Annotated in this window: 21 protein-coding genes; 5 read left to right on the top strand and 16 right to left on the bottom strand. The window is 61.1% G+C overall.

Translation table 11 applies throughout. The features are described from left to right. Positions 1-45: 45 nt before the first annotated feature. Together ACQY1L_RS01400 and ACQY1L_RS01395 are read right to left on the bottom strand one after the other, a co-directional pair. A complete protein-coding gene (locus tag ACQY1L_RS01400; protein ID WP_174196071.1) occupies positions 46-942 on the bottom strand; it encodes a methylated-DNA--[protein]-cysteine S-methyltransferase in 897 nt (298 codons plus the stop codon). A 66-nt stretch (positions 943-1008) separates the two neighbouring features. Beyond that, on the bottom strand, positions 1009-1506 hold the full coding sequence (locus ACQY1L_RS01395) for a DUF2244 domain-containing protein (protein WP_113111918.1): 498 nt from the start codon (positions 1504-1506) through the stop codon (positions 1009-1011). A 21-nt stretch (positions 1507-1527) separates the two neighbouring features. Here ACQY1L_RS01395 and nth point away from each other — a divergent pair, with 21 nt between their 5' ends. After that, a complete protein-coding gene (gene nth, locus ACQY1L_RS01390) occupies positions 1528-2298 on the top strand; it encodes an endonuclease III (RefSeq protein ID WP_430242281.1) in 771 nt (256 codons plus the stop codon). Here the strand turns inward: nth and ACQY1L_RS01385 are convergent. After that, the gene (locus tag ACQY1L_RS01385) at positions 2280-3008 is read right to left on the bottom strand and encodes a sulfate transporter family protein (protein WP_430242279.1); all 729 of its coding nucleotides are present in this window, start codon (positions 3006-3008) and stop codon (positions 2280-2282) included. The two genes, nth and ACQY1L_RS01385, sit on opposite strands and share 19 nt — an antisense overlap. A 141-nt stretch (positions 3009-3149) precedes the next feature. On the opposite strand from ACQY1L_RS01385, the gene ACQY1L_RS01380 reads away from it, so the two are divergent. After that, positions 3150-3800, top strand: a complete 651-nt coding sequence (locus ACQY1L_RS01380; RefSeq protein WP_430242277.1) for an NAD(P)H-binding protein — start codon at positions 3150-3152, stop codon at positions 3798-3800. An 8-nt stretch (positions 3801-3808) separates the two neighbouring features. On the opposite strand, the gene ACQY1L_RS01375 is transcribed toward ACQY1L_RS01380, so the two are convergent. From ACQY1L_RS01375 to ACQY1L_RS01315, 13 genes are all read right to left on the bottom strand, one after another. Further along, positions 3809-5401: an FGGY-family carbohydrate kinase gene (locus ACQY1L_RS01375; protein WP_430242275.1), complete on the bottom strand. Its 1593-nt coding sequence runs from the start codon at positions 5399-5401 to the stop codon at positions 3809-3811. A 73-nt stretch (positions 5402-5474) separates the two neighbouring features. Then, positions 5475-6185, bottom strand: a complete 711-nt coding sequence (locus ACQY1L_RS01370) for an HAD-IA family hydrolase (protein WP_174196854.1) — start codon at positions 6183-6185, stop codon at positions 5475-5477. A gap of 19 nt (positions 6186-6204) precedes the next feature. Continuing rightward, positions 6205-7689, bottom strand: coding sequence for a mannitol dehydrogenase family protein (locus ACQY1L_RS01365; protein WP_430242273.1), 1485 nt, complete (start codon positions 7687-7689; stop codon positions 6205-6207). A 45-nt stretch (positions 7690-7734) separates the two neighbouring features. Continuing rightward, on the bottom strand, positions 7735-8739 hold the full coding sequence (locus tag ACQY1L_RS01360) for an ABC transporter ATP-binding protein (protein ID WP_113111924.1): 1005 nt from the start codon (positions 8737-8739) through the stop codon (positions 7735-7737). An 11-nt stretch (positions 8740-8750) separates the two neighbouring features. Next, positions 8751-9575 (bottom strand): carbohydrate ABC transporter permease, encoded by an 825-nt coding sequence (locus ACQY1L_RS01355; RefSeq protein ID WP_430242271.1) that lies wholly within the window; start codon positions 9573-9575, stop codon positions 8751-8753. A gap of 11 nt (positions 9576-9586) precedes the next feature. Then, positions 9587-10459 carry a carbohydrate ABC transporter permease gene (locus tag ACQY1L_RS01350; protein WP_062461269.1) on the bottom strand — a complete coding sequence of 291 codons (873 nt, stop codon included), beginning with the start codon at positions 10457-10459 and terminating at the stop codon, positions 9587-9589. A gap of 177 nt (positions 10460-10636) precedes the next feature. Next, entirely contained in the window at positions 10637-11953 is a 1317-nt protein-coding gene (locus ACQY1L_RS01345; RefSeq protein WP_062461272.1) for an ABC transporter substrate-binding protein, read from the bottom strand. 153 nt (positions 11954-12106) lie between these two features. Continuing rightward, positions 12107-13060 (bottom strand): sugar-binding transcriptional regulator, encoded by a 954-nt coding sequence (locus ACQY1L_RS01340; RefSeq protein WP_062461275.1) that lies wholly within the window; start codon positions 13058-13060, stop codon positions 12107-12109. 73 nt (positions 13061-13133) lie between these two features. Continuing rightward, complete coding sequence (locus ACQY1L_RS01335) at positions 13134-13532, bottom strand: type II toxin-antitoxin system PemK/MazF family toxin (RefSeq protein WP_430244032.1); 399 nt, start codon at positions 13530-13532, stop codon at positions 13134-13136. A gap of 57 nt (positions 13533-13589) precedes the next feature. Beyond that, positions 13590-13847 carry a type II toxin-antitoxin system Phd/YefM family antitoxin gene (locus ACQY1L_RS01330; protein ID WP_184654453.1) on the bottom strand — a complete coding sequence of 86 codons (258 nt, stop codon included), beginning with the start codon at positions 13845-13847 and terminating at the stop codon, positions 13590-13592. Between the two features lie 12 nt (positions 13848-13859). Next, a complete protein-coding gene (locus tag ACQY1L_RS01325; RefSeq protein WP_430242267.1) occupies positions 13860-14054 on the bottom strand; it encodes a hypothetical protein in 195 nt (64 codons plus the stop codon). Between the two features lie 99 nt (positions 14055-14153). Next, complete coding sequence (locus ACQY1L_RS01320) at positions 14154-16001, bottom strand: ABC transporter ATP-binding protein (protein ID WP_325263289.1); 1848 nt, start codon at positions 15999-16001, stop codon at positions 14154-14156. 76 nt (positions 16002-16077) lie between these two features. Continuing rightward, positions 16078-17241, bottom strand: a complete 1164-nt coding sequence (locus ACQY1L_RS01315) for a M20 aminoacylase family protein (RefSeq protein ID WP_430242265.1) — start codon at positions 17239-17241, stop codon at positions 16078-16080. Positions 17242-17562: 321 nt separating this feature from the next. Here ACQY1L_RS01315 and ACQY1L_RS01310 point away from each other — a divergent pair, with 321 nt between their 5' ends. From ACQY1L_RS01310 to ACQY1L_RS01300, 3 genes are all read left to right on the top strand, one after another. Next, positions 17563-19272 carry a peptide ABC transporter substrate-binding protein gene (locus ACQY1L_RS01310; protein ID WP_092660974.1) on the top strand — a complete coding sequence of 570 codons (1710 nt, stop codon included), beginning with the start codon at positions 17563-17565 and terminating at the stop codon, positions 19270-19272. A gap of 170 nt (positions 19273-19442) precedes the next feature. Next, entirely contained in the window at positions 19443-20453 is a 1011-nt protein-coding gene (locus tag ACQY1L_RS01305) for an ABC transporter permease (protein ID WP_062582030.1), read from the top strand. Further along, a complete protein-coding gene (locus tag ACQY1L_RS01300; RefSeq protein ID WP_092659653.1) occupies positions 20446-21372 on the top strand; it encodes an ABC transporter permease in 927 nt (308 codons plus the stop codon). Before ACQY1L_RS01305 ends, ACQY1L_RS01300 begins: the two co-directional genes overlap by 8 nt. The last annotated feature ends 111 nt before the right edge of the window (positions 21373-21483 follow it).

The raw sequence follows: 21483 nt of genomic DNA, 5'->3' as shown, positions 1-21483 counted from the left end.
GACACGCACCTGAAGGACGGCAAGTTGTCGGGCGGACTGTGCGGCTCAGGCGTTGCCTGTCTCCCAGCCCAGGATCGCCCGCTTGCGGGTCAGACCCCAGTGATACCCGGTCAAAGCCCCGTTCTTCGCCACAGCCCGGTGGCAGGGCACGACGAAGGAGATCGGGTTGGCGCCGATTGCGGCACCCACTGCCCGGCTTGCCGTCGGCTGGCCGATGTCCGAGGCGACGGCGGAATAGGTGACCGCCTTGCCGAACGGGATCTTCAACAGGCTTTGCCACACTTTCAGCTGAAAATCAGTGCCGATCAGAACGACATTGAGCGGCCGGTCGGCCGTCCATTGGCCCCGGTCGAAGATGCGGCCGATATAGGGGGCAGTCGCTTCACTGTCCTCGACATAGGCCGCATTCGGCCAGCGCCGCACCATGTCCTCGAAGGCCGGCTTTTCGCCGCCGAGATCGGAAAACGCCAGTCCCGAAAGCCCACGCTCCGTCGCCATGACCAGCGCCATGCCGAATGGCGACGGGTGGAACCCGTAGCGGATCGTCAGACCCGCGCCCCTTCCCTTCCATTCGCCCGGCGACATCGCCTCGTGGGTCACGAACAGATCGTGCAGACGGCCGGGACCCGACAGCCCGAGTTCGTAGGAGGTTTCGAGAAGCGGCAGACCTTCCTGGCCGAGCAGCCGCTTGGCATGATCGAGCGTCACCGCCTGCAGGAATGCCTTGGGCGATAGGCCTGCCCAACGGGTGAACACCTTCTGCAACTGCGTCGGCGACTGGCCAAGTTCGGCCGCGATCGTTTCGAGCGAAGGCTGCGCGCGATAATCGAGCGTCAGCATCTCGATGACACGCCGCACGGTTTCATAGTCGGAGCCATCAGGCGTCACGTCGATGCCGGGTGCGGACATGTCGGGCCTGGAAAGCGAAGCAAGAGCGTTCATGGCAATCTCCCTGTGCCCTATAGATGCACGCTCGATCCCATCAGAGCCACCCGTTTCTTGTCGGGGTCACAATCGTCTCGTGACGGTCGCCAGCGCTCCGCGAAATGCCCTCGCAAAGCTCTCACGATCGTCCGGGTTGAGAAACGAACCGATTTCGGTCTGCCGTCCCTCACCCGAGACCTGCATCGCCGTAATCCCGAATTCCTCGTGCCTGCTGACGTTGAATCGCGCCCAAAACGGGTTGTAGCGATGCTCCACCATCCGCCCCGTTGGTGAAAATTTCCGGATCGAAAGATTGGTCCTCGACACCGTGACTTCCTCGCGCTGCCGGCCGGAACGGTAGCTGAGTTTCAGCGCGCCATAGAGAAGCAGGAAATCAAAACCGAGGAACAGCCCGATCGGCCAGGCGCCGGTCGCCAGGAAGAAAAGGCCGTAGAACATGCAGACGGCACCCGATATCGACAGCACGACAAAAAACCCGCGTCGGCCGAGCGACCGATAGGGCGTCAGTTCGGCCGCAAAGACCGGTTTCTCATCCATCGGCTGCGCGTTGATTTCCGTCATGGGGCGAGACTATACAGTGTCATGGCCCTTGCGAAAATCAAATCCACGAAAACCCCGGCGACAAAAAGCAGCACCGCCAAAAGCCGGAAGCCGAAACGCTTCAAGCCGGCCTATACGCCTGACGAAATGGTGGAGATATTCCGCCGATTCTCGGTGCAACGGCCGGAGCCGAAGGGCGAGCTCGAGCACGTCAATCCGTTCACGCTCGTGGTCGCCGTGGCGCTGTCGGCGCAGGCAACCGATGTCGGCGTCAACAGGGCGACCCGCGAGCTGTTCAAGATCGCCGACACGCCGGAAAAGATGCTGGCGCTCGGCGAGGACGGCGTCATCGCCCATATCAGGACGATCGGGCTCTACCGCAACAAGGCCAAGAACGTCATCGCGCTCTGTCGCATGCTGATCGACGAGTTCGGATCCGAGGTGCCAAGCACACGCGAGGACCTGGTGCGCCTGCCGGGCGTCGGCCGCAAGACGGCCAATGTGGTGATGTCCATGGCCTTCGGCATCCCGACGCTTGCCGTCGATACCCACGTGTTTCGCATCGGCAACCGCTGCCTGATGGCGCCGGGCAGAACGCCGGATGAGGTCGAAGAGCAGTTCCTGAAGGTCATCCCCGACCAGTACCTGTTCCACGCCCATCACTGGCTGATCCTGCACGGCCGCTATACCTGCAAGGCCCGCAAGCCCGAATGCGAGCACTGCGTCATCGCCGACCTCTGTCGGTCGCCCGAAAAGACCTGTCCTATCCCGGCGCCGCTGGTCGAGCTACCGCCTCAGGTGATCGGCGTCTGAAGCCGGAAGGACGGATCGCGCTTCGATACCTTCTTGTGCAGATGCACCATCAGCCCGGCCGCAAACAGCGGTGTCAGCAGGTTGACGAAGGGGATCGCCAGGAAGCCGGCGATCAAAAGGCCTGCCATAAACACGGTTGAGGAATGCTTCGAGCGGAACGCCCGCGCTTCTGCCGGCGGCCGGAACCTCATCGCGGCAAATTCGAAGAACTCCCGCCCCAGCAGATACCCGTTCACCAGGAAGAAGGCGATGAGGTTGACGCCGGGAATGAACAGCAAAAGCAGCGCGATGATATTGCCGATGATGACGATGCCGAGAAACTGGATCGACCCTAGGATCGCCTGTCCGAGCGGCATTTCCCGGCCCGGCACGTCATCGGGATAGTCCCGTTTTTCGATCACTGCCGCCACATCGTCGAGAAACAGACCCGCGATGAGCGCAGTGATCGGCGCGATCAGCAGAGCCAGCACCAGCGCCAGCCCGATGCCGGCCGCGATCGCCGCAAACAGCGTCAGCCATCCCGTCCAATCAGGCACATCCGGAAAGAAGGCGGCAAACCAGGGCCAGAGGTAGATCGCAAAGAGCTCGCGCAAGCCGAACCACAACCCGATCAAGATCAGGAATGTCAGCCCCAGCGTCTTCCAGAACGCCGATCTTGTCTCGGGCGCAAACAGGTTGATCAGCGATAGGCGTGCGGCGTCGAGGATCATCGGCGTCTCCAGGTTAAGCTCGCAGCATGTAGGTCAACCATCGCCCTGGAACAAGCGCCGGTTGATATAGGAATCCGGCTGCGGGAAACGTATACTGAACCGCAGACACCCGCACCGGGCGTAGTAGTGACGGAGATCCGCATGACAAGCCTGCTGCTGCTTGGCGCCACCGGACTGGTCGGCGGCCACGTCCTCGAACTGGCGTTCAAGGACGACCGGGTCACCCGCGTCGTCGCGCCCACCCGCCGGCCGCTGCCTCCGACCGCCTTGCCGGCCCATCCGAAGCTCGAAAATCCCATCACCGATCTTAGCAGCGGTCTTCCCGACGCGGACTGGTGGACCGTCGACGCGGTCATTTCGGCGCTCGGCACCACCCGGGCAAAGGCGGGATCGGACGAGGCTTTCCGCCTGGTGGATTACGCTACTCCGCTCAGTGCGGCCCGCCGCGCCCATGAACGGGGCGCGACCCGTTTTTCGCTCGTCTCGTCCAGCGGTGCCAATTCCAAGTCCAGACTGCTTTACCTGCGCACAAAGGGCGAACTGGAAGATGCCATCCGCGCCATCGGCTTTTCCACGCTCACCATTGTCAGGCCCGGCCTTCTCGGCGGCGACCGCAGCGAATTCCGGCTCGGCGAACGGCTTGCAAGCATGGCGCTGAAGATCGCCCATCCCATCCTGCCGCGACGGCTGCGCATCAGCCCGGCCCATGTGGTGGCAAAAGTTCTGCTGGATGCAGCGATCGGCGGTGAAAAGGGCGAGCGCATCGTCGAGGCGGATCAGCTTTCGGGCTGAGTTGCAGCTTAGTCCAGCGACCGCAGCTCTTCACGGTGACGGATCATCGCCAGAAAGCGCCGATAGTCGCGCTCGTAACGGCCCCGCCCCGCACTGGGCAGCCGCTCGCTGCCGCCGCTGTTCATCGCATGTCCGGCATCAAGCAACGAGCCATGCAGACCGCCCGCGACCGCGGCAGCCATGGCCGTTCCGAGCAGAACCGCATCGCGGTTGTGCGGGATGACCACCTTGCAGCCCGTGACATCCGCATAGAGTTCCACCAGCAGCGGGTTGTTCACATGCCCGCCGGTCACGTGCAGCGTCTCGAACCGGTACCCAAAGTCAGCCATCGCATCGAGAATATGACGGATGCCGAGCGCGATCGACACGCAGGTCCGCCAATAGCGGCGGCAAAGCCCATCGAAGGACGTATCGAGCGTCAGCCCGCTGATGACGCCGGTCGCATGCGGGTCGGCAAGCGGCGAACGGTTGCCGTGAAAATCCGGCAGAATGTGCAGATCCGGCGCGATCTCCTCGCCGCCTGCCGCTGCACGCATCTCGCCGACGCGGGCAATGATCCGCTCATGCAGCTCGGTGGTCGGCTCGCCGCCGGCTGCGTGCATCATGACGATATGATCGAGCAGCGCGCCCGCCGCCGACTGTCCGCCTTCGACCAGCCAATGGTCGGGCAGTACCGCCTCGTAATATGGGCCCCAAAGGCTGCGACCGGGTTTCGGCTCCCTGGTGAAGGCGACGATGCAGCTCGATGTACCCCCGATCAGGGCAACGCTCGTCTCCAGCGACGAGCCTGGAAAGCTTTTCGCCCCAACACCGCCAAGCACGCCATAGGCACCCGCGTAAGCGTCGATCATTCCCGGCGCGACCTGAACGCCGGTATCGAGGCCAAGTTCGGCCGCCGCCTTTTCGCTGAGCGGTCCGATCGAGCCGCCGACACCGATCGTATCGTCCGGCAGACCGCCCTTCTCAATAAGGTCGTCGAGCCCGGCAAGCGCCAGATAATCCGCGCTCCAGCCCGGCGTCTCATGCGCCAGGTAATTCCATTTGGCCGTCAGCGTGCAGCGCGAACGCGACGCGGAACCTGTGGCTTTCCAGGTCAGGAAATCGGCAAGATCGAAGAAATAACCGGCCCGGCTCCAGCTGTCTGGAAGGTTCTGCTTCAGCCACATCAGCTTGGGCATTTCCATTTCCGGCGAGATCGATCCGCCAGCGAAATCAAGCACCGCATGGCCGCTTCTTGACAGCGTCTCCGCCTGACTGATCGCCCGGTGGTCGTGCCAGACAATCGTATCCTGATGCGCGTTGCCGCTGACAGATACGCTCAGCGGTGCGCCGTCGCGGTCCCGCGCCACAAGCGAGCAAGTCGCGTCAAAGCCGATGGCCCCCACCTGGGATGCAGAAATCCCAGCCTCGGCCAACGCCGCTTTCACGGAGATGCAGGTTGCGGACCAGATGTCTTCGGAGGAATGTTCGGCGTGCTTATCCCGCGGGCGGAACATCAGGATCGGATGTTTGGATTTCGCAATCAGCGTTCCCTCGCGGCCGAACACGCCGGCACGGGCGCTTGCCGTGCCGATATCGACCGCAACGAGAAAATCACGCATCCCGATTTGTTTCCTGTCCCTGTAAGTCGCGCAGACTGTCCCCGTCGCGTCCCGCCAGCCTGAAAGCCGAGCTTCAGGTGTTCGCGGAAACCGAACCGTTGCGATCCTCGATATATTTTTGGACAAGGTGGAGCAAATCCGGCATCGCGTCAAACACGACGTCGGGCGATAGCGCCTCGATCCGGTCACGGTATCCGGAAGTGTGGGTGTGCGATCCGCCGGTAAAGGCGAATGACGCCATGCCCGCCCGCTGGGCCGCCTCGATGCCCGCGGGGCTGTCTTCAATGACGATGCAATCTTCCGGCGCGAACCCCATTTCGCTTGCTGCCAGCAGGAAGAGGTCCGGCGCGGGCTTGCCGTTCTTCACCATTGTGGCGCTAAAGATATGGGGATCGAGCTTGTCGATCAGGCCGGTGATCGTCAGCGACAGCCGGATGCGGTCGGGATTGCTGGAGGATGCGACGCAGGCTTGAAGCCCGAGCGCCTCGAGCGTTTCGGCGATGCCGGGGATCGGCTTCAGCTCGGCCTTGAACAGGCTGTAGAGATCGGTGCGCATACCCTCGAGAAATTCCGGCCCGGTGTGGAAACCGTATTCCTCGTCCATGACCTGGCGCATGGTCGCCAGGCTGCGGCCGAGGAAGCGCTCATAGGCTTCCTCCTCGGCCATTTCGATACCGTGGCGGTTGAGCGCAGCCACCAGAACCCGCACCGACAACGGCTCGCTGTCGACAAGGACGCCGTCGCAATCGAAGATCACGAGATGGCGTGGTTTGATTGCGCTAATTCCCGTCACGGTGTTCACCTCAATCCTTGACGAGCTGGTCGTCGAGATAGAGCTGCAGCGTCTTGGCCGTGCCCTCCGTCCAGAGCGTCTTCAGCGCATGCGCAAACCGCTTGCGGAACAGCTCAGACGTCGAGACTTCGCCGAAGATCTCGTCGAACACCAGGAACGCATCCGGGTCGTCCTTGGCCTTGATCGCGGCCGCCTGCAGCTTCTCGGCACTCGTATCGTTGAACACGATCTGGCGACCGCTGTCCGACGTGCCCGCAAAATAACGGCACCACAGCGCCGATACAAGCGACAGGCCAACGATATCGAGACCCTGGTCCAGCCGGTCGCGGGTCGATGGCAGGATGAACTTCGGCTGGCGGTTGGAACCGTCCTGCGCCAGGCGCGGAATGGTGTCGCCGATCTTCGGGTTGAGGAAGCGGTGCTCGATCAGGTCGAAATAGTCGTCGAGGCTGGTATCTGGAACCGGCGGCACGATCGGGATGATCTCTTCCTTCTCGAGCTTGGCAAGGAAGGCCCGGATCAGCGGATGCTCCATTGCCTCGTGCACGAAATGGATGTCCAGCAACTCGCCGGGATAAGCGATCGTCGCATGGCCGCCGTTGAGGATGCGCAGCTTCATCAGCTCGTAGGGCGCGACGTCGGGCACGAACTGAACGCCGACTTCTTCAAGCGCCGGACGGCCGAGTGGGAAATGATCTTCCATTACCCACTGCTTGAACTCTTCGCAGAACACCGGCCAGTTGTCGTCGATATTGTAGTCGTTCTTCAGGATATCGACTTCGCGCTGACCGGTGGCCGGCGTGATGCGGTCGACCATCGAATTCGGGAAGGCGACATTGTCGTGGATCCAGGTCGCGAAATCCGGATCCGAAAGCTTGGCGAGACCAACGACGGTGTTTTCCGTCACGTGGCCGTTGCCGGGAATGTTGTCGCAGGACATGATCGTGAATGGCGCAAGTCCGCGCGAACGGCGAAGCTTGAGGCCGGCAAGGATCATGCCGAACACCGTCTTCGGCGCATCCGGGTTGCTGCCGTCTTCGATCATGGCCGGATGGGCCGGGTTGAAATGACCGGACGCGTCGATGAAATAGCCGCCCTCGGTGATCGTCATGGAGACGATGCGGATGGTCGGATCGGCCAGCTTCTCGATCAGCGCCTGCTTGTCATCAGGCGCAATGATGTCGATCATCGGCGCGGTCACGCGGGCGCCGGTCTTGTTGTTGTCCTGCTCCACGACGGTGGTGAGGAAATCCTGCGCCTTCAGCTTGTCGCGCATGGCCGCATCGGACGGCATTACGCCTGCGCCGATGATGGCCCAGTCATGGCCCTTGCCGATGTTGAACAGGTCGTCCAGGTAGATCGCCTGGTGGGCGCGGTGGAAGTTGCCGACGCCGAAATGCACGATGCCGGGGGAGAGTGTCTTCGGATCGTAGGCGGGCACGCCAGCGGTCGCTGCGGCATCCTTGAGAGTTGCCAACGAAAGCTTCACAGTCATTTTCTCATACTCCGATTGGCCTGCTGTTCAGGCCTTTGGGATCATTCAGGCCCGGATCGCAAGACCCTTGTCGTCGAAGCGATGCAGTTTGGTTTCATCCGGCGTCAGGTAGACCGTGTCGCCGTAGCTCGCGCCGAACTCGCCGCCGGCACGCGCCGTGATCGGGCCGATACCATCAACGTCGAGATGCAGGAACGTGTCGGCGCCCAGATGTTCGGCAACCGAAACCCGGCCGGTCCACAGACCGCTGTCCTTGGAAAGCCCGATATGTTCGGGACGAACGCCCACGGTCTTGCCGTTCTTCGCCTTGGCGTAATCGCCTTCGAGCAGGTTCATCTTCGGCGAACCGATAAAGCCTGCGACAAACAGATTGCGCGGCGACTTGTAAAGCTCGAGCGGCGAGCCGACCTGCTCGATATTGCCGCGGTTGAGCACCACGATCTTGTCGGCCATGGTCATGGCTTCGATCTGGTCGTGGGTAACGTAGACCATCGTGGTCTTCAGCTGGTTGTGCAGGTCGCTGATCTCCAGACGCATCGTGCCGCGCAGTGCCGCATCGAGGTTGGAGAGCGGCTCGTCGAACAGGAAGGCCGAAGGTTCGCGCACGATCGCACGGCCGATTGCCACGCGCTGGCGCTGGCCGCCCGAAAGCTGACCCGGCCGGCGTTCGAGATAGTCGGTGAGGTTGAGGATGTGCGCCGCATCGGCGACCTTCTTGTCGATCGCCGACTGTTCCATCTTCGCCATCTTGAGCGGGAAGGCGATGTTCTTGCGCACGCTCATATGCGGATAGAGCGCGTAGGACTGGAACACCATCGCAAGCCCGCGTTCGGCCGGAGCCGCGTCCGTCACGTCGCGACCGTCGATCTTGATCTGGCCGCCGGTCACGTCTTCAAGCCCCGCAATGAGACGCAGAAGCGTGGACTTGCCGCAACCCGAAGGTCCGACGAACACGACGAACTCGCCGTCGTTGATTTCGAGATCGATCGACGGGATGACCTTGGCTTCGCCGAACGTCTTCGAGACTTTGGAAAGAGTAATGCTGCCCATAAGAGTGATCCTTACTTAACCGCGCCAAACGTGAGGCCGCGAACGAGTTGCTTCTGGCTGAACCAGCCGAGGATGAGGATCGGCGCGATGGCCATGGTCGAGGCCGCCGAAAGCTTTGCCCAGAACAGACCCTGCGGCGAGGAGAACGAGGCGATGAAGGCCGTCAGCGGAGCCGCGTTGGTCGTGGTCAGCTGGATCGTCCAGAACGCTTCGTTCCAGGCAAGGATGATGTTGAGGAGCAGCGTCGAGGCGATGCCGGGAACCGCCATCGGCGTCAGCACGTAGACGATTTCCTTCCACAGGTTGGCGCCGTCCATCCGTGCCGCTTCCAAGATTTCGCCCGGAATTTCGCGGAAATATGTGTAGAGCATCCACACCACGATCGGTAGGTTGATCAGCGTCAGCATGATGGTGAGGCCGATGCGGCTGTCGAGCAGGCCGAAGTTGCGGAACAGGATGAAGATTGGCAGCAGCACCGCCACGGCCGGCATCATCTTGGTCGACAGCATCCACATCAGGATGTCCTTGGTATGCTTGCCGGGCGCGAACGCCATCGCCCAGGCCCCGGGGATCGCGATGATCAGCGCGAGGATGGTGGAGCCGACCGACAGGATCACCGAGTTCATGAACGGCTTGAAATAGTCGCGCTGCGTCTGCACCGTGATGTAGTTCTCGAGCGTGCCCGATGGGATCAGGCTGAAGCCGGCGATCGCTTCCTGCTCCGTCTTCAGGCTGGTGATCAGCGCGTAGAGGATCGGGAAGAAGATCAGGAGTGCGACGACCCAGGCCAGGATTGTCCAGCCGATCTTCGCTCCGGTTGTTACTTTGCGAGCCATGATCGTTCCTCCTACTTGTCCAGGTTCTTGCCGACGGCGCGCATCAGGAAGAAGGCGACGATGTTGGCAAGCACGACGGCGATGATACCACCCGCTGCACCCCCGCCGACGTCATAGCCGAGACGTGCAGTGCGGTAGATGAGGAAGGTGAGGTTGGTGGACGCATAGCCCGGACCGCCATTGGTGGTGACCAGGATTTCAGCGTAGATGCCGAGCAGGAAGATCGTCTGGATCAGGATGACGACCGTGATCGCGCGCGAAAGATGCGGCAGCGTCAGGTAGATGAAGCGGTTGAAGAAGTTGGCGCCATCCATTTCGGCTGCTTCGCGCTGCTCGCTATCGAGCGACTGAAGCGCCGTCAAAAGGATAAGCGTCGCAAACGGCAACCATTGCCAGGCGACGATGATGATCACCGCAAACAGCGGATACTGGGCAAACCAGTCGATCGGCTGAACCCCGAAGAACCGGGCAAGATCCGCCAACACGCCGTAGCCCGGATGCATGATCATGTTCTTCCAGATCAGCGCGGCCACCGGCGGCATCACGAAGAACGGCGAGATCACCAGGATGCGCACGATACCCTGGCCGAAGATCGGCTGGTCGAGCAGAAGCGCGATCGCGACACCGCCGATGACGGTAATGCCGAGCACGCCGAGCACCAGCAGCATCGTGTTCCAGATCGACTGGAAGAAGGCCGGATCGGTGTAGAAATACTGATAATTGAAGAAGCCTGCGAAGCTCACGTTCTGCGGCGTCAGCAGGTTGTAGTTCTGGAACGAGTAGTACAGCGTCATTGCGAGCGGTACGGCCATCCAGACCAAAAGAACGATGACGGAGGGCGCCATCATCAGGCGTGCCAACGTCTTGGTATTTTGCGTTGCCATCTTTGAGGCCCCTCCCCGGAGGTAAGCGCGCCGCACGCGGCCAGAGGAGGACGCGAAGGCATGATCTTGTTTTTATAGGGTAGCGTGCTGGAACAGCGAGATGCAGTTCAGCATCCAATCGTCATCCTGTGATCTGCTGCCCGGCACGGATGCCGGACAGCAGTGTCTTGACCAAGCTTACTTGATGTAACCGGCGCGGGTCATGTCGCGGGTTGCCGTTGCCTGAGCGGCGGCAAGCGCGTCGTCGACCGTGGACTGGCCGGCGATGACAGCCGAGAACAACTGACCGACAGTGGTGCCGAGAGCCTGGAATTCAGGGATCGCGACGAACTGGCCGCCGGTATAAGGCACCGGCTTGACGGTCGGCTTGGTGATGTCGGCAGCGTCCATGGCAGCAAGCGTCGGAGCTGCGAAGGCAGCGGCCTTCTGGTAGTCCGCGTTCTTGTAGAGCGAGGTGCGCGTGCCCGGAGGAACGTTGGCCCAGCCTTCCTTGGCAGCAACAAGCGTCGTGTATTCCTTGCTGGTTGCCCAGGAGATGAACTTCTGAGCCGATTCAGCCTTCTTGGACGATGCCGGAACGGCAAGGTTCCAGGACCACAGCCAGTTGCCGTGGTTGGCGACGCCTTCCTTGCTTGGGAAGAGCGCGTAACCGACCTTGTCGGCAACCTTGGAGTCCTTCGGGTTCGATACGAACGATGCAGCGACGGTCGCGTCGATCCACATGCCGCACTTGCCCTGCTGGAACAGCGTCAGGTTTTCGTTGAAGCCGTTGGACGAAGCGCCTGACGGGCCGGAATTCTTCATCATGTCGGCGTAGAAGGTAAGTGCTGCCTTCCATTCCGGCTGATCGAACTGCGGCTTCCAGTTTTCGTCGAACCAGCGTCCGCCGAACGAGTTGGTCAGCGCCGAAACGAAGGCCATGTTCTCGCCCCAGCCGGCCTTGCCACGAAGGCACATGCCGCTGATGTCGGCCTTGCGGTCGGTCATCTTCTTGGCAGCGTCAGCGATGAATTCCCAGGTCGGGGTTTCCGGCATTTTCAGGCCGGCTTTTTCGAACAGGTCCTTGCGGTACATGATCATGGCGGATTCGCCGTAGAACGGTGCCGCATAGAGCTTGTTGTCGACCGAAAGACCACCGCGGATCGCCGGCAGCAGGTCGTCCATGTCGTACTTGTCGCCGAGACCTTCGAGCGGCAGAAGCCACTTCTGCTTGGCCCAGATCGGAACTTCGTAGTTGCCGATCGTGACGATGTCGTACTGGCCGCCACCGGCCGCGATATCCGTCGTCACGCGTTCGCGCAGGACGTTTTCTTCGAGCGTGACCCACTCGACCTGAATGTCCGGGTTCGCCTTGGTGAACTCGGACGTCAGGCCCTGCATGCGGACCATGTCGCCGTTGTTGACTGTCGCAATGGTGAGGGTTTCGGCAGATGCAGTCGTGGCCACAAAGGCCAGAGCTGAGCAGGCGCCCAGCAGAATAGTTTTCATAGTCATATCTTCCTCCCGAGAAGATGGAATGCGAGCATTCGCTTTGCTCATGGGCAATTACCCACATAAAGCTAGCGCAAGTCAATGGGAATTCATCGCTGCGATGCAACCGAAAGCGACAATTCACTGAAATTTCAGGCAGAATTCTATCTGCCGCGCTTAAGCAGTAAGCAGATACCGCGCTGCGGCCTCGTCGGTGATGATGCCGTTGAGCAGTCCGCCTTTCAGGGCTGCACGCATGGCGACCCATTTCTTCTTGCCTTGGGCAATGCCAATGACACAGCATGTCTCGCGCGACGGGATCGGCACGGAGGCCACCCGGCCGTTGACGGCACTGTCGAGCAACTCACCCTGCTGATCGTAGATCCAGCCGCAAATTTCGCCCGCGGCACCGCGATCGACCAGCGACACCATTTCGTCGCGATCCAGAAATCCGTCGACGCAAAGCGGCGCATCGACGCCGAGTTCGCCGATCCCGACAAAGGTGACGTCGGCTTGTGCCCCGAGCGCAAGTGTCGAGCGCACGAGCGCCTGGTCATGCAGCGTGTCGCGCTCCTCGATGGAGGCACAAAGGACCGGCAGCGGCATCGGAAAGTGCCGCGCCTTGATGGCATCGGCCATCGAGAAAATGACGTTGTAATAGGCGGCCGACCCGTCCGGCCCGATATTGCCGGTCAGCGACACGATACGGTGCTGCGGGCATTCCATCGGCGGCAGCTGATCGACAGCGGCTTTCAGCGTCCGACCTGTCCCAACCGCAATGATGATCGGATCCGGCCGTTTCAGCCAGCGCTCGATCTCGCCCGCGCCCGCTTCGGCGATACCGACCGTGGATGAACTGCCCCCCGGATCGCTCGGCACGATTTCCGCATGCTTGAGATCGTATTTCTTGCGCAGCCCTTCAGCGAGTTCGAGACAAGCGGAGATCGGATGGTCGAGCCGGACCTTGATCAACCGCTCGGCAACCGCAAGCGACACGAGCCGCTGGGCCGACTGGCGGGAAATGCCCATGGCATTGGCGATCTCGTCCTGGGTCCTCCCCGCGACGTAATAGAGCCAGCCCGCGCGCGCAGCATCGTCGAGCCGGCCTTGGGTGTCACTCCGCTTAGCCATGGCAGTAAATCTCCTCTGTCGATTTGCTGACATGTTTTTTGAGGGGCTGTCAAATGGCGATGGGGAAGGAGTGTCATTCCTCCGCTTTGACGGCGACGTCGCGATTGACCGCTTTCGCCCGTCCATCGCGAATTGATTGACGTATTCCGTCAAGAACATCGACCATCATGGCTTTCGGAAGAAAGCCGTAGGCGAAGCCCTGGCCTCGTCCGACCGGCCGCACGTCTGGCCCAGGCCATGTGAACACGTTGAGATTGTCTGTTTTCACCCAGGAAGGTTGCCCGTCCAGGCCAAGGCGCCGCTTGGTTTCTGGTGGCAGCTCAATCGCATATTTCATATCTGTCGGCGGGCTGTGCGTGATCGGCGCGACATATAGGCGTAACCGACCTGCGTCGGATCTGACCGCCAGCACAACAGCGCAGGGCCGATCTTTTCCCTCCTCCTGCCCACGGAGGACCTCGTTCCGCCACAGATAAGCGTACCGAATAACAAGACCTGGGCGGGGCTCTGAACTCAGCAGAGCCCTCCTTCACTTGTATTCATGATCGAACCGAGCTGCTTCTTCCGGAACTTCTACCAAATCCAGGGCGGCAATGGCCTCGTCTGGCAATTCCCAGGGATAAACGGCTTGCCTGTCATCATAGACCTTGAGCCGTTTGTATTCTTCAGCGGACATGATGACGACGCTGTCCTCGCCTTTCTTCTCTATCGAGACGGGCTCACGCTGCGCCATCTCGAGATAACGTTCGAAGTCGTCCTGCAACTGGGTGACTGTGATCGTGACCATGTACGATCCGTCCTATTGTTTGGTTTTCGTTTCGGCTTGTACTCGAATCCTGCTGGTGACATAGGCAATTGCCTGATCCGGCGAAAACCCCTCTCGATCGAACATTTCGAACATGGCTAAATCGTCAGCATCGAGGGGGTTACCCTCGATCATCTGCAGGTGCGCCGCTTCCAGTGTGCGCTGGCGGATATCATCCCTGTCGCTCATGCAGCCACCATACTGCAGATCGCGAAATCCGACAAATGATAGATGCGAGGCGGCGCCCCAGTTGGCGCCGCATTCGCGTTCGTTCCGGGCCGACCGCCGTCAGGCCACCTGCACCAGATGTCCTACGCCGACTTCGCGATATTCCCGTACCGGCGGCACGAAATCGACAGACCGGATCGGGCTCTTGATCTCTTCGGTCGAAAGGTTGCGCTTGATCCGGCGCCGTGACGGATCCGGCACCGGCACCGCCGACATCAGCTTCTTCGTATAGGGATGCTGCGGATTTTCAAACACGGCCGCCCGTGGGCCGATCTCGACGATCTCGCCCAGATACATCACCGCCACGCGGTGGCTGACGCGCTCCACCACGGCCATGTCGTGGGAGATAAACAGGAAGGCGAGATTGAGAGACTGCTGCAGGTCGAGCAGCAGGTTGCAGACCTGCGCCTTGATCGACACGTCGAGCGCCGATACCGCTTCGTCGGCAACGATCACCTTCGGATCGAGCATCAAAGCCCTGGCGATCGCGATGCGCTGCCGCTGGCCGCCGGAAAACTCGTGCGGAAAGCGCCGCATCATGTCGGCCGAAAGTCCGACCTTTTCGAGAAGGTTCGCCGCCTTTTCGCGCGCCTGCGCCTTGGTGCCGAGCTTGTGCTCGATAAACGGTTCGGCGACGGCAGACCCCACGCTCATGCGCGGGTTCAAGGAAGCGAACGGATCCTGGAACACCATCTGGATCGACCGGCGCATGGTTCGAAGCGCATGCTGATCGAGGCTCATCACGTCGTAGCCGTCCACCTGCACGGTGCCGCTGGTCGGCGTGATCAGCCGCGTGACGGATCGTCCGGTGGTCGACTTGCCGCAACCGGATTCACCCACCAGCGCAAGCGTTTCGCCGGCATAGAGATCGAACGAGACCTTTTCCACCGCATGCACCGCCCCGGACTTGCGTCCCAGAAGGCCGGAATGGATGTCGAACCGCGTCGTCAGGTCCTTCACGTCGAGGATCGGCGTCTTGCCCTTGGCAACCGTGTCGAACACTTCGCCCAGAACCTGCTGTTCGCCGGTGTTGACGTCGATCAGCGGAAACCGCATCGGCAGCTTGCTCTGCCCCATCGAGCCCAGCCGCGGCACGGCGGAAAGAAGCGCCCGCGTGTAGGCATGCTGGCCGCGATGGAAGATATCGCCGGTCTGGCCGGTTTCCACCGCGTCGCCACGGAACATCACGATCGTCCGGTCGGCCACTTCCGCCACAACGCCCATGTCATGGGTGATGAACAGGACCGACATGCCCTCCTCTTCCTGCAGCATCTTGATGAGATCAAGGATCTGCCCCTGGATCGTCACGTCCAGCGCCGTCGTCGGCTCGTCGGCGATCAGAAGCTTCGGCTTGGCCGCAAGTGCCATGGCGATCATCACGCGCTGGCGCATGCCGCCGGAAAACTGGTGCGGGTATTCGTCGAAACGGCTCTTGGCGTTGGGGATGCGAACCTTCTCGAGAAGCCGTATCACCTCCGCCTTTGCCTCGGCCTTGGAGATGTTGGTGTGAACCGTCAGCGCCTCGGCGATCTGCTTTCCGATCGGAAAGATCGGATTGAGCGAGGTCATCGGCTCCTGGAAGATCATCGAGATGTCGTTGCCGCGCACCCGCCGCATCTCCTCCTCAGGCAGACCGAGAAGCTCCTTGCCCTGCAGGAAGACCTGCCCCTCGATCCGGCTCGAATTCTTCTGCAACAGCCGCATGATCGACAGCGACGTCACCGATTTGCCGGAGCCGCTTTCGCCCACGATCGCAACCGTCTCGCGCGGTGCCACATCAAACGAGATGTTGCGCACAACCGTCTTCCATTCGTCGTTCACCTTGAACGACGTCGTCAGGTTCTTCACAGACAGGACCGGAGTGACCGATCCGCCAGACTGTTCCATCGCAGGTCCGGAAAGCAGCATGCATGTTTCCTTGATTTGGGCGGCCCCGTCGCGACTGGTGGCGGCATCGCGAGGGGCCGGTCGGAAGAGGATACGATCAGGCGGCGAGCGCCGTTTCGGCAAGCGAAACCCAGTAGCTCACGCCGTAGGGAATGGCCTCGTCGTTGAAGTCGTAGGCCGCATTGTGAAGATTGGCGGTATCGCCATTGCCGAGGAAGATGAAGGCACCCGGCCGCTGCTCCAGCATGTAGGAGAAGTCTTCAGCGCCCATATGCGGTGCCGCATTGGCGTCGACCTTGCCCTGACCTGCCACTTTCGAGGCGATCCCGACGGCAAAATCGGTCTCGTTGTCATGGTTGAAGGTGACCGGATAGCCGCGATTGTAGACGACCTTGGCCGTCGCACCATGCGCGATCGCCGTCGCTTCGGCCACTTCCTTGAGGCGCTTTTCGGCAAAGTCGCGCGTTTCCGGCAGCAGCGTGCGCACGGTGCCGGCCAGCGTCACGAAGGCCGGAATGACGTTGCTTGCCTGGCCGCCATGGATCGATGCGACCGTGACCACCAGCGATTTGAGAGGATCCGTCTCGCGCGACACGACCGATTGCAGCGCGATCACCACATGCGATGCGGTCAGCACCGGGTCGATCGAAAGATGCGGCTGGGCGGCATGGCTGCCACGGCCGGAAATGGTGATCTCGAAAGTATCGGCCGCCGCCATGATGCCGCCCTTGCGGATCGAGAAACTGCCGACCGGGAGCGCCGGTGCATTGTGCATGCCGTAGACTTCCTTGATGGAAAACTTGTCCATCATGCCGTCCTCGATCATGGCAAGCGCGCCCGCGCCGCCTTCTTCGGCGGGCTGGAAGATGACAGCAACCGACCCTTTGAAATTGCGGGTTTCGGAAAGATACTGCGCAGCACCCAGAAGCATTGCGGTATGTCCGTCATGGCCGCAGGAATGCGCCTTGCCCGGCGTTTTCGAAGCCCACGGCACGCCCGATGTCTCAAGGATCGGCAGCGCATCCATGTCGGCGCGGAAGCCGATAACCGGGCCATCGCCCTGGCTGCCCTTGATGATGCCGACGACGCCCGTCTTGCCGATGCCGCTCTCAACCACGTCGCAACCAAAGGCTTTCAGCTTCTCGGCAACGAAGGCGGATGTGTAGTGAACGTCGTAGAGAAGCTCCGGATTCTCGTGCAGATGGCGTCTCCATCCTGCAACCTGATCCTGCATTTCGGCGACGCGATTGATGACAGGCATTTGGGCAATCCTCTAGATTTATTGGTATTTCCAGTCTCGAAGGCTGCGATATTGCGACGGCTTCGTTGGAATTTGCAAGCGTCAATTTTCGCCCTTGAACACAAAATAGGCCTATGCTTAGATGGCTCAAATTTTGATCACCTCAGCATATTGCGGGTATCAAATGTAATATACGACCTACTTTTCAGGAGGATGCGGGAATTCTAATCTGCGACGCGCCAGGGAAGACAGGGCGCCATGCAGCTCGACGGCATCGACACCGGCAAACGGGCGATCCGGGCACTAAAATCGAGACAAATCAACATCAAGGGGAATAGCAGCATGAAGAAGTTGAAGCACCTATTGGTCGGCACGGTGGCCGTGCTCGCCCTGGGTGGCACCGCAGCCCACGCCGAGCGCGGCACTGACGGAGACCTGAAGGCCCTGTTCTGGCAGGCGGTTTCCACGCTGAATCCGTATCTTTCCGCCGGCACGAAGGAAGTCTATGCGTCCTCGATCGTGATTGAGCCCCTTGCCCGCTACGACGAGAAGGGTGAACTGGTTCCGTGGCTGGTGACCGAGATCCCGACCGTCGAAAACGGCGGCGTGGCAAAAGACCTTCTTAGCATGACCTGGAAGATCAAGCCGGGCGTCAAATGGTCCGACGGCACGGCGTTTACCGCTGAAGACGTGATCTTCACCTGGAAATACTGCACGGCGCCGGATGGCGGCTGCGCCCAGGCGGCTCAGTACGAAGGCGTCAAGAACGTCGAGGCGATCGACCCGAACACCGTCAAGATCACCTTTACCGAGCCCAAGCCCTACCCCTATTCGGCTTTTGTGGGCGCCCAGTCGCCGGTCATCCAGGCCAAGCAGTTCAAGGATTGCGTCGGCGCCAAGGCTCCCGGCTGCACGGCCGCCAACTTCGGTCCGATCGGCACCGGCGCCTTCATGGTCGCCGATTTCAAGCCGAACGACGTCATCACCTTCAAGGCCAACCCGAACTACCGCGATCCGGCAAAGCCAGCCTTCGCCTCGATCACGCTGAAGGGCGGTGGCGACGCTGCCTCTGCTGCCCGCGCCGTGCTTGAAACCGGCGAATACGATTACGCCTGGAATGCCCAGGTCGAGCCTGAAGTGCTGCAGACCATGCTCGCTGCCGGCAAGGGCCGTCTTGAAATCTCGTTCGGCACCCAGGTCGAGCGTATCAACCTCAACCACTTCAATGCAGATCCTTCGCTGGGCGCCAAGCGCTCCACCAAGGAAGCCGGCCCGCATCCGTCGCTCAAGGATCCGGCCGTTCGCCGTGCACTGTCGCTTGCCATCGACCGCGACATCATCGTCGAGGCCGGCTACGGCCAGTCCGGCAGGGCCACCTGCAACATCCTGCCCGCTCCGGAAGTCGTTGCTTCCACCAAGAACGACAGCTGGTGCCTGAAGCAGGATATCGAGGGCGCCAACAAGCTGCTCGAAGATGCCGGCTGGAAGAAGGGTTCCGATGGCATCCGCGCCAAGGATGGCGTGCGCCTTTCCTACCTTTACTCCACCTCGACCAACTCGGTTCGCCAGGCGACCCAGGAACTGGTCAAGGCGATGTGGGCGGAAATCGGCGTTGATGCGGAACTCCGCAACGCGTCTGCCTCCGTCTTCTTCGGTGGCGACCCGGCAAGCCCGGACACGTTCCAGAAGTTCTATGCCGACGTTGAAATGTACACCAACAACTTCGATGGCACCGATCCTGAAAAGTACATGGCGGAATGGCTGTGCGACAAGATCCCCGGCCCGGCAAACGGCTGGCAGGGGCAGAACATCCCGCGCTACTGCAACCCTGACTACGACAAGCTGGTCAGCGAACTGTCCAGAACCGCAGATCTCGACAAGCGCGCAGCAATCGCCAAGCAGCTCAACGACATGCTGACCGAGGAAGGCGCACATATCGCGCTCGTCCACCGCGGTGACCAGTCGTCCTTCGCGCTCACGCTCGACGGCATCAAGATGAACTCCTGGGACAGCCAGGTGTGGAACATCGCAGACTGGTCGCGCAAGAAGTAAGGAGACAGCCGGCAGCCCTCAGCGGTTGCCGGCGCTCTGTCTCACGCTTCGTATGGCATGATCTTCCCGGGGCTCATCGGCCCGGGAAAATCTGATGCGGCACATCAGGACTTTGCGCCCTATCACCGCATTCTGCGGCATGATCCGGCGTCGTCTGGAGAAATTCGTACATGTTCACATACACGTTGCGACGATTGTTCTTCGCAATACCGACCCTGCTGATCATCAGCTTCGTCATCTTCGCGCTGCTCGATCTGGCACCAAACGATCCGACTGGCGACCTGCCCCTGACGATCCCGCCGGAAGTCCGCGCACAGATCCGTGCCTCGCTCGGCATGGATCAGCCCTTCCTCCTGCGCTATCTCTACTGGCTGCAGCAGTTCTTCATCAACGAGCCGCTGAATATTCTCGAACGTCTGACAGGCTGGCAGTTCGGCGATGGGCAGCGCATGCGTGTCCTCTCCTGGGCAACCCGGAGCCCTGTCGTCGACCTCATTGTGCAGCGCCTGCCGCAGACGCTCTGGGTCGTTGGCCTCGCCTACCTGTTCGGCATTCTGATCGCCGTTCCGATCGGCGTCATCTCCGCCTACAAGCAGTATTCGATCTTCGACCAGGTCGGCACGTTCGTGTCGATGGTTGGCTATTCGGTGCCGACCTTCTTCACCGGCGTGCTGTTGATCGTCATCTTCTCGTCCTACCTCCAGTGGTTCCCATCGGTCTACGACACCAATCTGCAGGTCACGAGCTTTGCCACCTTCGTCGCGCAGGCAAAGCAGATGGCAATGCCGGTGGCGGTTCTGGCGCTTTACAACGCGTCGCAGATCACCCGCTTCGTGCGCGCATCCATGCTCGACAACCTGCATCAGGATTATGTCCGCACCGCCCGCGCCAAGGGCGTCAAGGAAAACGTCGTGCTGCTCGTCCACGTTCTGCGCAACAGCCTGATCCCGGTCGTGACGGTGATTGCGCTCGGCGTACCCACCATCTTCTCCGGCGCCATCATCACCGAACAGATCTTCCGCGTGAACGGGCTGGGGCAGTTGCTGATCGTCGCCGTCCAGGGCGCCGATATTCCTCTCGTTCAGACACTGACCTTCATCTTCGCGGTGCTGATCGTACTCTTCAACCTGATCGCCGACGTTCTCTACGGCATTCTTGACCCGAGGATCCGGTATGACTGACGCGACAATCGCAAACCCCGCACCCGCCAGGGCGTCATCCCCGACACGCTCCGCGATGGCCGACATGTGGCGGCAGTTTAGGGCGCACAAGGGCGGCGTCGCCGGCCTCATCGTCTTCACCTTCATCGTTCTGGCTGTCTATGTCGGCCCCTATATCCACAGGGTCGCGCCCAACCAGCTGAACATCCGCGAGAAGAACCAGTGGCCATCGCTGGCGCATCCGTTCGGCACCGACAACCTCGGCAAGGACATGCTTGCCCAGGTTCTGGCCGGCGGCCGCATCTCGCTTGCGGTCGGCATCACCGCCATGCTTCTCGCGCTCTTCCTCGGCACGCTGGTGGGGGTCCTCTCGGGCTACTTCCGCAGGCTCGATGGGCCGTTGATGCGGTTGACGGACCTGTTCCTGGCCCTGCCGCTTCTGCCGCTCCTGCTCGTGATCCTGCTTCTGTTCCGCGATACGCTGCGCGCAGCCTTCGGACCGGAGACCGGCATCTTCATCCTGATCGTGGTCGTCATCGGCGTCACGAGCTGGATGCACACGGCACGTATCGTGCGTGGCGATGTGCTTGCGGTCAAAAGCCAGGAATTCATCCTGGCGGCGAAATCGAGCGGCATGCGGGAATACCGGATCGTGCTGCGGCATATCCTGCCCAACGTCCTGTCCTCGATCATGGTGTCTGCGACGCTCGGGATCGCCTCGGCCATCATCACGGAATCGTCGCTGTCCTTCCTCGGCTTGGGCTTCCCGTCGGATTTTCCGACATGGGGACGATTGCTGTTTGACGGCGCCAACTTCCTGCAGCTGACGCCATCACGCGTGCTGTGGCCAGGCCTTGCGATTTCTGCAACGGTTCTGAGCGTCAACTACATGGGCGATGCAATCCGCGATGCGCTCGATCCGAGAACCCTGAAGCGCTGATTTCAGCGCTCCAGATACGACCCGGAACGGCGGCGAAAGCCGCCGTTTTCCGTTGCGTCGTCCGCTCTCATTTTTTCTTCGATTTTTTGAAAATATGCCGGAACCTAATTC

The sequence above is a fragment of the Neorhizobium sp. DAR64862/K0K3 genome (genome assembly GCF_050500185.1).
GTDB classification, from domain to species: domain Bacteria; phylum Pseudomonadota; class Alphaproteobacteria; order Rhizobiales; family Rhizobiaceae; genus Neorhizobium; species Neorhizobium soli.
Note: the sequence above shows the minus strand (reverse complement) of the source record. Positions and strands in the feature narration are given on the sequence as shown.

What these genes read in the sequence shown, in the direction of transcription:
- ACQY1L_RS01400 (WP_174196071.1), bottom strand. Translation starts at nt 942, where the DNA reads ATGAACGCTCTTGCTTCGCTTTCCAGGCCCGACATGTCCGCACCCGGC.
- ACQY1L_RS01395 (WP_113111918.1), bottom strand. Translation starts at nt 1,506, where the DNA reads ATGACGGAAATCAACGCGCAGCCGATGGATGAGAAACCGGTCTTTGCG.
- nth (WP_430242281.1), top strand. Translation starts at nt 1,528, where the DNA reads ATGGCCCTTGCGAAAATCAAATCCACGAAAACCCCGGCGACAAAAAGC.
- ACQY1L_RS01385 (WP_430242279.1), bottom strand. Translation starts at nt 3,008, where the DNA reads ATGATCCTCGACGCCGCACGCCTATCGCTGATCAACCTGTTTGCGCCC.
- ACQY1L_RS01380 (WP_430242277.1), top strand. Translation starts at nt 3,150, where the DNA reads ATGACAAGCCTGCTGCTGCTTGGCGCCACCGGACTGGTCGGCGGCCAC.
- ACQY1L_RS01375 (WP_430242275.1), bottom strand. Translation starts at nt 5,401, where the DNA reads ATGCGTGATTTTCTCGTTGCGGTCGATATCGGCACGGCAAGCGCCCGT.
- ACQY1L_RS01365 (WP_430242273.1), bottom strand. Translation starts at nt 7,689, where the DNA reads ATGACTGTGAAGCTTTCGTTGGCAACTCTCAAGGATGCCGCAGCGACC.
- ACQY1L_RS01360 (WP_113111924.1), bottom strand. Translation starts at nt 8,739, where the DNA reads ATGGGCAGCATTACTCTTTCCAAAGTCTCGAAGACGTTCGGCGAAGCC.
- ACQY1L_RS01355 (WP_430242271.1), bottom strand. Translation starts at nt 9,575, where the DNA reads ATGGCTCGCAAAGTAACAACCGGAGCGAAGATCGGCTGGACAATCCTG.
- ACQY1L_RS01350 (WP_062461269.1), bottom strand. Translation starts at nt 10,459, where the DNA reads ATGGCAACGCAAAATACCAAGACGTTGGCACGCCTGATGATGGCGCCC.
- ACQY1L_RS01345 (WP_062461272.1), bottom strand. Translation starts at nt 11,953, where the DNA reads ATGACTATGAAAACTATTCTGCTGGGCGCCTGCTCAGCTCTGGCCTTT.
- ACQY1L_RS01340 (WP_062461275.1), bottom strand. Translation starts at nt 13,060, where the DNA reads ATGGCTAAGCGGAGTGACACCCAAGGCCGGCTCGACGATGCTGCGCGC.
- ACQY1L_RS01330 (WP_184654453.1), bottom strand. Translation starts at nt 13,847, where the DNA reads ATGGTCACGATCACAGTCACCCAGTTGCAGGACGACTTCGAACGTTAT.
- ACQY1L_RS01325 (WP_430242267.1), bottom strand. Translation starts at nt 14,054, where the DNA reads ATGAGCGACAGGGATGATATCCGCCAGCGCACACTGGAAGCGGCGCAC.
- ACQY1L_RS01320 (WP_325263289.1), bottom strand. Translation starts at nt 16,001, where the DNA reads ATGCTGCTTTCCGGACCTGCGATGGAACAGTCTGGCGGATCGGTCACT.
- ACQY1L_RS01315 (WP_430242265.1), bottom strand. Translation starts at nt 17,241, where the DNA reads ATGCCTGTCATCAATCGCGTCGCCGAAATGCAGGATCAGGTTGCAGGA.
- ACQY1L_RS01310 (WP_092660974.1), top strand. Translation starts at nt 17,563, where the DNA reads ATGAAGAAGTTGAAGCACCTATTGGTCGGCACGGTGGCCGTGCTCGCC.
- ACQY1L_RS01305 (WP_062582030.1), top strand. Translation starts at nt 19,443, where the DNA reads ATGTTCACATACACGTTGCGACGATTGTTCTTCGCAATACCGACCCTG.
- ACQY1L_RS01300 (WP_092659653.1), top strand. Translation starts at nt 20,446, where the DNA reads ATGACTGACGCGACAATCGCAAACCCCGCACCCGCCAGGGCGTCATCC.